Source organism: Cyanobium sp. BA20m-14 (genome assembly GCF_024346295.1).
The window spans coordinates 1-11877 of the sequence record NZ_JAGQCR010000084.1; the positions used below are offsets into that span (position 1 = coordinate 1).

At 62.4% G+C, this 11877-nt stretch carries 14 protein-coding genes and 2 pseudogenes; 9 read left to right on the top strand and 7 right to left on the bottom strand.

All coding sequences use genetic code 11. The features are described 5' to 3' along the window. From KBZ07_RS09325 to KBZ07_RS09340, 4 genes are all read left to right on the top strand, one after another. Positions 1 to 502: class I SAM-dependent methyltransferase (locus KBZ07_RS09325; protein WP_254931356.1), on the top strand; the 502-nt coding region annotated here is incomplete at its 5' end. Positions 503 to 570: 68 nt separating this feature from the next. Next, the gene (locus tag KBZ07_RS09330) at positions 571 to 1230 is read left to right on the top strand and encodes a TMEM165/GDT1 family protein (protein WP_254931357.1); all 660 of its coding nucleotides are present in this window, start codon (positions 571 to 573) and stop codon (positions 1228 to 1230) included. Between the two features lie 55 nt (positions 1231 to 1285). Next, positions 1286 to 2287, top strand: coding sequence for a type I glyceraldehyde-3-phosphate dehydrogenase (gene gap / locus KBZ07_RS09335; RefSeq protein ID WP_254931358.1), 1002 nt, complete (start codon positions 1286 to 1288; stop codon positions 2285 to 2287). A gap of 86 nt (positions 2288 to 2373) precedes the next feature. Then, positions 2374 to 2748 carry a hypothetical protein gene (locus tag KBZ07_RS09340; RefSeq protein WP_254931359.1) on the top strand — a complete coding sequence of 125 codons (375 nt, stop codon included), beginning with the start codon at positions 2374 to 2376 and terminating at the stop codon, positions 2746 to 2748. Here KBZ07_RS09340 and KBZ07_RS09345 read toward each other — a convergent pair. The 3 genes from KBZ07_RS09345 to KBZ07_RS09355 are packed head-to-tail and all read right to left on the bottom strand — an operon-like array spanning position 2699 to position 6011. Beyond that, positions 2699 to 3457, bottom strand: coding sequence for a succinate dehydrogenase/fumarate reductase iron-sulfur subunit (locus KBZ07_RS09345; RefSeq protein WP_254931360.1), 759 nt, complete (start codon positions 3455 to 3457; stop codon positions 2699 to 2701). The genes KBZ07_RS09340 and KBZ07_RS09345 overlap by 50 nt on opposite strands. Beyond that, positions 3454 to 5382 (bottom strand): fumarate reductase/succinate dehydrogenase flavoprotein subunit, encoded by a 1929-nt coding sequence (locus KBZ07_RS09350; protein WP_254931361.1) that lies wholly within the window; start codon positions 5380 to 5382, stop codon positions 3454 to 3456. Before KBZ07_RS09350 ends, KBZ07_RS09345 begins: the two co-directional genes overlap by 4 nt. After that, positions 5379 to 6011, bottom strand: a complete 633-nt coding sequence (locus tag KBZ07_RS09355; protein ID WP_254931362.1) for a succinate dehydrogenase — start codon at positions 6009 to 6011, stop codon at positions 5379 to 5381. Before KBZ07_RS09355 ends, KBZ07_RS09350 begins: the two co-directional genes overlap by 4 nt. Before the next feature lie 111 nt (positions 6012 to 6122). Between KBZ07_RS09355 and KBZ07_RS09360 the strand changes: the two genes are divergently transcribed. Together KBZ07_RS09360 and KBZ07_RS09365 are read left to right on the top strand one after the other, a co-directional pair. Continuing rightward, on the top strand, positions 6123 to 6488 hold the full coding sequence (locus tag KBZ07_RS09360; protein WP_254931363.1) for a LexA family transcriptional regulator: 366 nt from the start codon (positions 6123 to 6125) through the stop codon (positions 6486 to 6488). Further along, the gene (locus KBZ07_RS09365; protein ID WP_254931364.1) at positions 6478 to 7761 is read left to right on the top strand and encodes a Y-family DNA polymerase; all 1284 of its coding nucleotides are present in this window, start codon (positions 6478 to 6480) and stop codon (positions 7759 to 7761) included. Before KBZ07_RS09360 ends, KBZ07_RS09365 begins: the two co-directional genes overlap by 11 nt. Positions 7762 to 7790: 29 nt before the next feature. Here the strand turns inward: KBZ07_RS09365 and KBZ07_RS09370 are convergent, their stop codons facing one another. Continuing rightward, positions 7791 to 8042: a hypothetical protein gene (locus KBZ07_RS09370; protein ID WP_254931365.1), complete on the bottom strand. Its 252-nt coding sequence runs from the start codon at positions 8040 to 8042 to the stop codon at positions 7791 to 7793. A gap of 105 nt (positions 8043 to 8147) precedes the next feature. Here KBZ07_RS09370 and KBZ07_RS09375 point away from each other — a divergent pair, with 105 nt between their 5' ends. Beyond that, complete coding sequence (locus tag KBZ07_RS09375) at positions 8148 to 8354, top strand: hypothetical protein (RefSeq protein WP_254931366.1); 207 nt, start codon at positions 8148 to 8150, stop codon at positions 8352 to 8354. Positions 8355 to 8696: 342 nt separating this feature from the next. On the opposite strand, the gene KBZ07_RS09380 is transcribed toward KBZ07_RS09375, so the two are convergent. Both KBZ07_RS09380 and KBZ07_RS09385 read right to left on the bottom strand, forming a co-directional pair. After that, positions 8697 to 9728: an acyltransferase gene (locus KBZ07_RS09380; protein ID WP_254931367.1), complete on the bottom strand. Its 1032-nt coding sequence runs from the start codon at positions 9726 to 9728 to the stop codon at positions 8697 to 8699. Positions 9729 to 9923: 195 nt separating this feature from the next. Beyond that, a pseudogene (locus tag KBZ07_RS09385) lies at positions 9924 to 10004 on the bottom strand (transposase); the annotation flags it as partial. A gap of 17 nt (positions 10005 to 10021) precedes the next feature. Here KBZ07_RS09385 and KBZ07_RS09390 point away from each other — a divergent pair. Beyond that, positions 10022 to 10613 (top strand): annotated as a pseudogene (locus KBZ07_RS09390) (IS5/IS1182 family transposase); the annotation flags it as partial. A 274-nt stretch (positions 10614 to 10887) separates the two neighbouring features. After that, positions 10888 to 11520 (top strand): isoprenylcysteine carboxylmethyltransferase family protein, encoded by a 633-nt coding sequence (locus KBZ07_RS09395; RefSeq protein WP_254931368.1) that lies wholly within the window; start codon positions 10888 to 10890, stop codon positions 11518 to 11520. A 2-nt stretch (positions 11521 to 11522) separates the two neighbouring features. Here the strand turns inward: KBZ07_RS09395 and KBZ07_RS09400 are convergent. Continuing rightward, a partial coding sequence (locus tag KBZ07_RS09400; RefSeq protein WP_254931369.1) for a hypothetical protein occupies positions 11523 to 11877 on the bottom strand: 355 nt, incomplete at its 5' end.

Genomic DNA, 11877 nt, shown 5'->3' on the forward strand with positions numbered 1-11877 from the left:
AGATCCATTCCAGTCACAATTTGGTAACGCCGGATTGGAAATGGTTCGAAGGGCCGGCTTGGAATCCTACTTTCAATTTCACGAAACATTCGCTGAAAATGTTATTCCAGGCTTGCCTGAGATCCAATTTGCATTCATTGATGCTTCTCATATTTTTGACCTAACGCTACTTGAGTTTGTGTTGGTTGACAAGAAGTTGGCTCCAGGAGGCGTGATTGGCTTTCATGATCTATGGATGCCTTCATTGCGAAAAGTTTTAAGCTATATATTGACAAATCGGGAGTATCAAATTTCTACACTAATTGATAATCCTGAAGCCCCAAAAAGCCTATATTTAGGATTCTTAAAGAAAAACCTCTCGAAATTGGTTTCCAGTCTGCCAAAAGCCGATCGAATTTTTGCCTCAGATCTGCTCACAAATCTACCTCTTTTGCCAAACTTGACTTTCATAGAAAAGCTAAAGGATGACAGCAGAGATTGGTGTTATCACGCTAATTTTTAGTCGATCAACATATCTGTCGGTTTGCCTCATACATGCTTTCCGCTTGGGCGCTGGGTTAGTTGTGGTGCATGGCTAACCCCCTCAGCGCAGATCCCGGCCTGGCGGCCTTCGGCTCCAGCCTCGCCGCCATCTCCCTGGCAGAGCTGGGGGACAAGACCTTCTTCATGGCGCTGATCCTGGCGGTGCGCCACCGGGCCCGCTGGGTGTTTGTGGGGGCCTTCGCCGCCCTGACAGCCGTCACCCTGATCTCCCTGGCGCTGGGCTACGGCCTGCGGGAATTGCTACCCCAGAGCGTGGTGCCCTGGCTGGCGGCCGCCCTGTTTCTGGGCTTCGGCCTCAAGCTGCTGATCGATGCCCAGGCCATGGCGGCGAATGCGGCCAGCGCCGAAGCGGAGCAGGCGGAGGAGGCGATCAACGCGGCCGAAACCGGCGGGGTGGGCGTCACCGCCTGGGCGGTGATTTGGGAAGCCTTTGTGCTGGTGTTTGTGGCCGAGCTGGGTGACCGCACCCAGTTCACAACGATCTTCATGGCCACCGCACCGGCCCAGGTGTTCAGCTTTGCCGGGCTGCTAGCCGGCACCCTGCTGGGCCATGCCCTGGTGACCTGGCTGGCGGTGGGGGCCGGCAAGTGGATTGGCCAGCGGGTTGATGAGCGGCTGCTCTACCGGCTCAGTGGCGGCCTGTTTCTGGTGTTTGGCCTGGCGGCCATGAAGCAGGCCCTGGGCTGACGGGCCCCGTAAGGTGACGGGCAACCATTCGCCCCAGGATTTCAGGAGCACCGCGATGACTATCCGCATCGGCATCAATGGTTTCGGCCGCATCGGCCGGCTCGCCTTCCGCCGGGCGGTCACGCTGGCGGATGTGGAAGTGGTGGGTATCAACGACCTGATTGATCGCGACTACCTGGCCTACATGCTCCGCTACGACTCCAGCCACGGCCGCTTCCAAGGGGATGTGCGGGTGGAGAACGACCAGTTGGTGGTCAATGGCCGCCCTATCCGGATCAGTGCCGAAAGGGACCCCAACAACCTCAACTGGGGCGATGTCGGGGCCAACTACGTGCTGGAGAGCACCGGCTTCTTCCTCACCGACGCCTCCGCCCGCGCCCACATCAACGCCGGTGCCAGGCGGGTGGTGATGAGTGCCCCCTCCCAGGACGACACGCCGATGTTTGTGATGGGCGTCAATCACAGTAGCTATGCCGGCCAAGACGTGGTTTCCAACGCCAGCTGCACCACCAACTGCCTGGCGCCGATGGCCAAGGTGGTGCATGACAACTTCGGCATCGTCAGTGGCTTGATGACCACGGTGCACGCCACCACTGCCACCCAGAAAACCGTCGATAGCCCTTCGGTGAAGGACTGGCGCGGCGGCCGCGGCGCAGCCCAGAACATCATCCCCAGTTCCACCGGTGCGGCCAGGGCCGTGGGCCGGGTGATTCCCGAGCTCAACGGCAAGCTCACCGGCATGGCCTTCCGGGTGCCCACTCCGGATGTATCGGTGGTGGACCTGACCGTGAATCTGGCCACACCGGCCAGCTATGACCAGATCAAGGCCGCCATGAAGGCCGCCTCCGTGGGTGCCATGGCCGGCATCCTGGGCTACACCGAAGACCAGCTGGTGAGCACTGATTTCGTTGGCGAAAGCTGCACCTCTGTATTTGATGCCCATGCGGGTATCGCCCTGAGCGACACCTTCGTGAAGCTGGTGGCCTGGTACGACAACGAGTGGGCCTACAGCTGCAAGTGTCTCGACCTGATGCGCCACATGGAGGCCACCGTCTGAGACGGATGGAGACCCGCCTGAGGCAGATGGAGACCACCTACTGAGACAGGCCGGGCACTGGAGAAGGGCCAACCCCTTCCCTGCCCATGGCCTGCAGCGCCCTGATCTCCCTGCTCGATACCCAGCACAGCCGCCAGGGCAACTGGTGGCTCCCCGATGGGGGTTTCCCCCAGCACCTGGCCAGCCTGCTGGGCTCACCGCTGCGGGCCAGCGGCCGGCCGCCCAAGAGCTGGCACGACCTCCAGGCTGTATTCGAGCCCCTGGGGCCCCTGGCCAGCCGCGATGCCCCTGCCGCCAGCTATCGCTACCTGCTCTGCCTAGACCGGCGCGGCAGCCGCATCTCCTGCTGGCGGCGCTATCCGGAAGGGCTGGGCTGGCAGCGGCGCTGTGGGCCCATGCCCCTGGCCCAGTTCATCCGCCGCTTCCAGCAGCCCGCCGCCGCTCGCCGTGCATCCAGCTGATCCAATCGGCGGAAATCTGCTTGGGGCACACCGCCTCACACTCAAGCTGGTTGCTGCAGCTGCCGAAGCCTTCGCGCCCCATCTGCTGCTGCATCGCTTCTGCCCTGGCGGCCCGCTCGGGCTGGCCCTGGGGCAGCTGGGCAAGATGGGCGAGCTTGGCGGCTACAAACAAATTGGCCGAGGCGTTGCGGCAACTGGCCACGCAGGCGCCGCAGCCGATGCAGGTGGCGGTTTCAAAGGCTGAAGCCGCCTGGTCGCGGCCGACCAAAATGGCATTGGCATCCGGGGCATTGCCGGTGTTCACCGAGCAGAAGCCCCCCGCTTCGATCAGGCGATCAAGGGCACTGCGATCCACGACCAGATCCTGAATCGGGGGAAAGGCCTTCGCCTGCCAGGGCGCGAGCACCAGGGTGTCGCCATCGTTGAAGCGGCGCAGATACAGCTGGCACACCGTGGTGGCCGCCTGGGGGCCGTGGGCCTGACCGTTGACCAGAAAGCCACAGCTGCCGCAGATCCCTTCGCGGCAGTCGTGCTCAAAGCCCACCGGCCTCTCCCCGGCGCTGATCAGCTGTTCATTGAGCAGATCCAGCGCCTCGAGCAGGGAGAGATCGGCTGAAACCTGCTCCAGCCTGTAGTTGGCGTAGGCACCAGGCGAGTCGGGGCTGCGCTGGCGCCAGATCCGCAGGGTGAGGGAAATCAGACCACTCATTGGTAGTTGCGGGTGCTCGGCTGGAGCAGGCTGAAGCTCAGGGGTTCCTGATGCCGGATCGGATCGGCGCCCGGCCGGTGTTCCCACGCTGCGATGTGGGCGAAGTGTTGATCGTCGCGGACGGCTTCGCCCCCGGAGCTCTGGTGCTCCTCGCGGAAATGGGCCCCGCAGGATTCCTCCCGGGCTAAGGCATCGCGCAGCATCAGCTGGGCCAGGCCGAAGAAATCACTCAGCCGCAGGGCCTTCTCCAGCTCCCCATTGGGCTCATGGGCGCCGCCTGGCACCCGCAGGTCGCGCTGGAACTGGGCTTCCAACTCGGCCACCGCTGCCAGGCCGGCCCCCAATCCCGCGGCACTGCGACTGATGCCGCAGTGCTCCAGCATCAGCTGGCCCAGGGCCCGATGGAAGCTGTCCACCGGCCTGGTGCCGGCCACCGCCAGCAGGGCGTCGATCCGCCCTTGGGCCCGCTGGCCCGCTTCCAGACAGGCCTCCCGGACAGCGGGATCATCTGGGCCAATCGCCGTGGCCCCCTGCTCGGCCAGCCAGGCTGTCACGGTGGCTGGAGCGATGAAATATCCATCGGCCAGGCCCTGCATCAGGGCACTGGCACCGAGTCGGTTTGCCCCATGCTCGGAGAAGTTGGCCTCACCGAGCACAAACAGGCCCGGAATTGAACTCATCAGGTGGTAGTCCACCCACAGACCGCCCATGGTGTAGTGCGGGGCGGGATAGATGCGCATCGGTGCGGCCATTGGATCATCCCCGGTGATCCGCTGATACATCTCAAACAAATTGCCGTAGCGGGCTTCAATGATTTCGGAGCCCTGGTTGGCAATGGCGTCATGGAAATCAAGGTAGACCGAGCGGCCGCCCGGCCCCACCCCATGGCCCCCATTGCAGAGCTCCCGGGCCCGCCTGGAGGCCACATCCCTAGGCACCATGTTGCCGTAGCTGGGATATTGGCGCTCGAGAAAATAATCGCGCTCGGCTTCCGGAATCTGATCCGGCGGGCGGCGGTCGCCAGCTTTGAGCGGTAACCAGACCCGGCCGTCGTTGCGCAGGCTCTCGCTCATCAAGGTGAGCTTGCTCTGGTAGGCATCCCCGCTGGGAATGCAGGTGGGATGGATCTGGGTGAAACAGGGGTTGGCAAACAACGCCCCCTCCAGGTGGGCCCGCCAGATCGCACTCGCGTTCGATTTGAGGGCGTTGGTGGAGAGGTAGTAGACGTTGGTGTAGCCCCCACTGGCCAGCACCACGGCATTGGCGGTGTAGGTCTCGAGCTCGCCGCTGAGCAGGTTGCGGCACACCACCCCGCGGGCCACCCCGGCTTGGGTCACCAGCTCCAACATCTCGCGCCGGGTGAGCAACTCCACCCGACCCGCCGCCACCTGGCGCATCAGGGCCTGGTAGGCGCCATAGAGCAGCTGCTGACCGGTCTGGCCGCGGGCGTAGAAGGTGCGGCTCACCAGGGAGCCGCCGAAGTTGCGGTTGGCCAGGGTGCCGCCATATTCCCGGGCAAAGGGCACCCCCTGGGCAACGCACTGGTCGATGATCGCGCCACTGATTTCGGCCAGGCGGTAGCAACCGGCCTCCCGGGCCCGAAAGTCTCCCCCCTTGAGCGTGTCGGCAAACAGGCGCTCGACGCTGTCACCGTCGTTGGCGTAGTTCTTGGCGGCATTGATACCCCCCTGGGCGGCCACCGAATGGGCCCGCCGCGGGCTGTCGTGGAAGGTGACCAGCTGCACCTGGTAGCCCTGCTCCGCCAGGCTGGCCGCCGCGGCCGATCCGGCCAGGCCGCTGCCCACCACCACGATCCGCAGCTGGCGCTTGCGCAGCGGGCTGATCAGGGGCAGCCCATCGCGGCTGCGGCGCCAGGCCGTGGCCAGGGGCCCGGTGGGCAGGCGCGGATCGGGCAGGCCGCTCATGCCAGCCACCCCACGGCCCGCCCGTTCAGCAGCAGCGCCACCAGCAGAAAGCCGCTGCCCAGCAGCAGCGCCACCGCCCGCCCAGCCGTGCGGATGGCCCGGCCATTGCCCGGATTCAGCAGGCCCAGGCTGCGATGGGCCGCCTCCGCTCCATGCAGCAGGTGCAGGCCCGCCGCCAGGCCTGCTGCCCCATAGAGAAGGGCCCACCAGGGCTGGCCGAGCAGCTCGAGCAGTCGGGCCAGCTCCAGCCCAGCCGGGGGCCGGGGCCAGCGCAACTGGACCAGGTGCACCGCCAGGAACAGAAGCAGAATTCCGGCGCTGAGGGGCAGGCTGCGGGCCGCCCAGGCCCCCCAGCGATCGGCTCGCCGCGAGACCAGCACCGATCGATTGCCCGCATGGCGATTGGCCACCAGCTTCCAGGCGGTCAGCCCCAGGTGGCCCAGCAGGGCCGCGCTGAGCAGCCCTTCTGCCGGGAGCAACCAGGGGCTTTGGTGCAGGGCGATGGCATAGGCCTCAAACGCCGGCGGCTGCAGCAGGGCCAGGCTTAGCCCGGCCAGGTGCAGCAGCAGAAATAACACCAGCAGCGAGCCTGATCCGGCGATCCAAGCTGCAACGGCGGACGGAAGCACTGCGGATCAAGCCATCAGGCTGGGGCCAGCAGGTCAGTATCGCCCTTCGCAGCCGCCGGCAGCGAGAAGCTGGTACGCATGAACTAAGCTGATCGGGTTTGCGGCGCCCCCTTGGCCCCCGACAGCCCTGCCACCAGTCTCCCCTCCACCAATCTCTCCTCCACCACTCTCGCTACCCAGCTGATCCGCTGTCCCGCCAGCACGGTCTTGCTGCGGGTGAGTGGCGAGTCGATGCAGGGGGCCGGCATCAGCCACGGCGACCTGCTGATCGTGGATCGGGGCCTAGAGGTCCGGGCGGGCCAGGTGGTGGTGGCCTGGCTTGAGGGAGGCTTCACCCTTAAGCTGCTGGTGCGGCACCGGGGCCGGCTGCGCCTGGAGGCCGCCCATCCCGCCTATCCGCCCCTGGAGCTGGCCCCCTCTGGCCGCCCGCAGATTTGGGGGGTGGCCCTGCACGTGATCCGCACCCATGGGGCGTGACGCCATCGTGCTGATCGACGGCAACAACTTCTACGCCTCCTGCGAAGCGTTGCTGGATCCGGCCGTGCTCGGCCGGCCCCTGGTGGTGCTCTCCAACAACGACGGCTGCGTCGTGTCGCGCAGCGCCGAAGCCCGGGCCCTGGGGATTCGCATGGGCCAGCCCTACTTCCAGGTGCGGCGGGAACTGGAACGCCAGGGCGTGGTGGTTCGCAGCTCCAATTACGCCCTCTATGCCGACCTGAGCCAGCGGCTAATGGCCGTGCTGGAGGAGTGGGTGGAGGTGCTGGAGATCTATTCAATCGATGAGGCCTTCGGCCGCTTAAAGCGGCCGGCGGGCAGCGGTGACCTGGGCGACTGGGGCCGCCAGCTGCGCCGCGACGTGCAACGCCGGCTGGGGCTGCCGGTGGCAGTGGGCATCGCCCCCACCAAGGTGCTGGCCAAGCTGGCCAACAAAATCGCCAAAACCAGCCCAGCGGAAGGGGGCGTCTTCGACTTCAGCAGCAGCGCCGATCCAGATCGCCAGCTCGAAGCGATCGCCATCGAAGACGTGTGGGGCATCGGCCGCCAGCTCTCCCGCTGGTGCCGGCTGCGGGGTATCAGCCATGCCCGCGCCCTGCGCGACATGCCCAGCGGCGAACTGCGGCGCCGCTGCGGCGTGGTGGGTGTGCGCCTGCAGCAGGAGTTGCGCGGCCACGCCTGTTTGCCCCTGGAGCTGGTGCCGCCCGCCAAGCGGGAAACCTGCGTGAGCCGCAGCTTCAGCCAGCCGATCACCAGCCAGGCGCAGCTGAAGGAGGCGATCGCCACCTACTTGAGCCGGGCGGCGGAGAAGTTGCGACGCCAGCGGCAACGGGCGGGGGCCGTCACGGTGTTCGTGCGCAGCAGCCCCTTCAACGGCACCAGTTTCTACAGCAACGGCGCCACCGTGATCCTGCCGGTTGCCAGCAACGACACGGCCGTGCTGCTGCAGGCGGCCCTGCCCCTGGTGCAGCAGCTGTTCCGGCCCCATAAACCACTGCAGAAGGCCGGCGTGCTGATGCAGGAGCTGCAGGATGAAGCGACCCTGCAACACCACCTGCTGGTGCCGTTGCCGCCAGAGCAGCAGCGGCGGCGTACGGCCCTGATGGCCACCATCGACCGCCTCAACCGCCACTACGGCAGCGGCACGATCCAGTGGGCCGCTGCCGGCCTGCACACCCCCTGGCAAATGCGGCGTTCACAGCTGTCGGGGGCTGCCACCACGCGGCTGGAGGCCATCCCGGTGGTCCATGCCTGAGCGACCAGGCTCGGAAATTACGTAATCAGCTAAATAATCGGCAACAGCGCCGCCTCGATCATGGCTGCCGTCACCGGAATGGTTTCCAGTTCGTCGGCATTGTCGAGATAGGCCTCAAAGGAGGCGTAACGCCGCACGCAGGGCTGGGCTTGGGCGGCAGCACAGGCAGCGGCCCAGCTGCCCTCCTCCGGCTGGACGGCAAGATAGGCGGTGAGGGCTTCATCGAGATCGCTGCCATCGCCGATGGCTTCGCCGTGCCAGAACACTTCGAAAAAACCCATGGCCCCAGGCGTCAGCAGAGCAGCAAGGCCAGCGTATCGGGGCTGGCCAGGGGCCCCAGGGGCTCTCAAGGGGGGGAGTAGGAACGGGAGAGGCGTGGATGTGCCATGGGATCGGAAGCCCAACCCGCAGGTATGACCTGGTGGGAGCAGCAGCGCACCGGACTGTCGCGATTGATAGCGGTGCTGGCCATTCTGGTGGTGGCACTGACCGAGAGCCGCTGGGAGCTCCATCAGGAGCCCGTTGCCATATTTTCCTTCAGCATCGCCCTGGCCCTGGCTGCCGTCGGCGCCGCAGGCAGGATCTGGTGCTGAAACTTGTCTGTAATCCGCCACCACGCTGTGCTCACCGAGGTGCTGGGGATCGAGCTCAGGCTTCCGCCGTCGGATTCCTCGGTCTGCTGCAACTTAATGAATTTGCTGAAAAACCGTCTGGACATCCGATTGCCCGAAGCAAGAGCAGGATAGGCAAGAGAATTAAACTTCTCGGGGTTTTTGACCTGCGCTTCAAGTAGCAGAATCACGGCAGTCTCAAAATCTCACGCTTTCCACCTGATTGCGCGCAGGTTTTCAACAAACTAGTAAGACGTTAACCAGATCGCATCAACTTGGCCGCGACGCAATTGCGCCCGATTAAATACAGAAAAAATTTCATAATTATTTCAGCCTTATAAAATTAGTTGGAAGCCGCATTTCCTTCGAAACGAGAGCTCCCGCCGCTCGCGCAGTTAGGTGACTCGGATATTCAATTATAAGATAAAAAATATAACTACAAAGTAGCGCAAAGAATACTTCAAATGTCCAGTTGAAAAAGAATCCGAAGTTTGGAAGATTTAAGCTGGAATAAACTGGAAAGGCCAGCAAATGGATCAGATATATAGAATAGCTCCATTTCCCGCCCCATTCTAACCAGCCGGGGGAAGGAGCACTCATGCAACGGGAAATTTCTTGCGCGAGCCAGAAAACCACAGCAACGGAAAAAAGATTTAAGGTCCAAGGGTATCCAATTGGAGAATGAAAACGTAGAATTGAGCATGCTGTGGCCAAGCCCCAGATTGACATGCGCCAAATCCAAATGGACCTTGATGATGGAGCGACAGGCAATTCACTATTGCTGACTCTTTCGGCCAACCAACAGCCAGTCAGCCAGCAGGGTAAACCGATTACCCAATTAAGCTGATTTCCAAAAGACGGATAGTTCACTGCCGTAGGGTTAGATGATGCTAGAGCAAGAGCTAAGACAACACAACCAAAGATAAGAGGAGTCCATCCATTGAGTTTGCGACGGCCAGCGAGCAAAGCAGGATACAATCCATAGTAAACTAATTCAGCAACCAAGCTCCAGAGAATGCTATCATTAAACAGACTAAGGTTAACATTGAGGGCGATGGATATGGCAATTGCAAAGATCAGCGGAATTCCTATTCTCAGGTAGCGACGCACGACATAGACTTTAAGCGAAGAAATATTCAAAGAGCGCGAGTAAGGATAGTGAATGCAGAACCCAGAAATAACAAAAAAGACAATGACAGCGGCTGGTCCGGTCCATAAATTATTATAAATTCCAGCAAAAACTTTTGCAATCAGGTTGGATTCATCCAGTCCCCCCAGGAGAGGAGGCGGTGAGCTGGTGTGCCCAACCAAAACAAAGAAAGCGCAAATCGCACGGATGGCATCAAGTCCGAGCACGCGCTGGGCCTTTAAAGACACAGTGTCCTCAATATTCGATTACTATTTTAACATTTTCGAGAATTATGGCAAGCCCATGCCTTAATTGGGGACTCCTGAAAAAGCAAGATCGACTCAAGTGCAGCTTGTTTCAGCGATCAAAACCCGATAGCAAGCGTTCAGCCCGATAGCAAGCGTTCAGGAGGAGGGACGCCCATCGTCGGGGCTGAGGCCGGCAAACCAGCGGTATAGCAGGTTGTAGTGGAGCTGCTCGAGCAAAAGCCGCTCTGAGCGAATCCAGGAAGCGGCCCACCTCCTATGCCTCACTTGAGCGGGCCGACGGTCAGCAGGACCCACCGCCGCCGCCATTAGGCCCAAGTGAGGGTTCTGGGTTCCCAAGGAACGCAAGAAACGAGCCAAGGGTAGTTTCCGCGGCATCAAGCTCAGCAACAAGACCCACCGCTCAACGACGGATCCAGACGCACTGCTGGCGCGCAAGTCCAAGGCTCACCCGGCTCTTCCGAGTTATCGGGGCCAAGTGCTCATGGACAACCGCCATGCCCTGATCGTCGATTGCCACGTCACCAAAGCAGTGCCCACCAGAAGACTGTTGGCGCCGACAAGGGGTACGACACCAAGGGCTTTGTCACTGAGATGCGTCGCATCGGCATCTCGCCCCACGTGGCCCAGAACACCGCTCGCGCAGGCGGCTCCGCCTTTGACGGGCGCACCACCCGCCACGAGGGCTATGCCAAGTCGATCAATGCCCGCCGGGGCATCGAGAAGGTGTTTGCCTGGGTCTAGACGAAGTCTTCTCCTCAGGAGTAGCAGTGGGGTGGACTGCGTCAGTTCAAACTGCGCGGCACCGAAAAGGTCGCTGCAGTGTTCGGTCTGCACGTGATCGCCTAAAACCTGATCCACCTCGGCAATCTGCTCCGTCCCGCGGCGGTGGAGGCAGCGTGAGCAGCGCTTTGCCCAGAGGTGTGGCCAATTGCATGGCCAAAAGCCTCAAAAACTGCCCAACCGGGCCTCATCCAGCACTTTGGAACTGCGCTGAAAGATGAAATCAGCAAGAAATCAACTTTTGCCTGGGGAAAACGAACTCGACGTGTGGTTTTTCCGCAAACTCTTATGCGCCTGGAGAGAGAGAGAGTAGAACAGGGAGAGGCGTGGATGTGCCATGGGATCGGAAGCCCAACCCTCAGGTAAGACCTGGTGGGAGCAGCAGCGCACCGGACTGTCGCGATTGATAGCGGTGCTGGCCTTTCTGGTGGTGGCACTGACCGAGAGCCGCTGGGAGCTCCATCAGGAGCCCGTTGCCATATTCCTCTTCAGCATCGGTCTGGCCCTGGCTGCCGTTGGAGCCGCAGGCAGGATCTGGAGCTCGTTCTTCATCTCGGGCCGCAAGGACGGTCAGCTGGTGAGTGAAGGCCCCTACTCGATCAGCCGCAATCCCCTCTACGTGTTCAGCTGCATCGGCCTGCTGGGGGTGGGACTCACCACCGAAACGCTCACCTACCCGCTGCTGTTTCTGGCGATCTTCGGGCTCTATTACCCGGGGATCATGGCCAGGGAAGAGCGCCGGCTCGAGGAGCTGTTTGGCGATGCCTACCGGCAATACCGGCAAAGGGTGCCGCGGTTCTGGCCGCGGCTGGAGCTCTACAGCGAGCCGGCCAGCTGGAGCAGCAATCCACGCCTATTTAGGCGCCATATCCTCAGCGACATCTGGTTTATCTGGATTGCAGCGATCATTGAGCTGATCGAGGGTTTTCGCAGTGCGGGCATGCTGCCCCACCTGCTGGAGCTCTGGTGAACTCACCACCAGCCACCCCCAAAAGGCCCGCCGAAACCATCACCGAAGCCATCACCAAAGCCGTCATCAAAGCCCGGTTCCACGTTCCAGGTGGGCTCTGGGCCACCTGCCTTGGGGGGCTTGGGTGGCCCGGCCAGGGTTTCCTCGCTGATGCCTGGAATCGGCACTGAGGCGCAGGAACACTGACACAGGCCATCGGGCCCGATCAGCCCCAGGCTCGGCTGGGCGCAGCTGCATGGGCAGTTCTGGGCCTGGGACTGGCTCTGGGCGACGGCCGGTTGGGAGAGCGGCAACAGGCAACCCACCAGGCCCAGCAAGCTGCCCCAGGAAAGGCTGTACCAAGAAAAAGTGACGAGG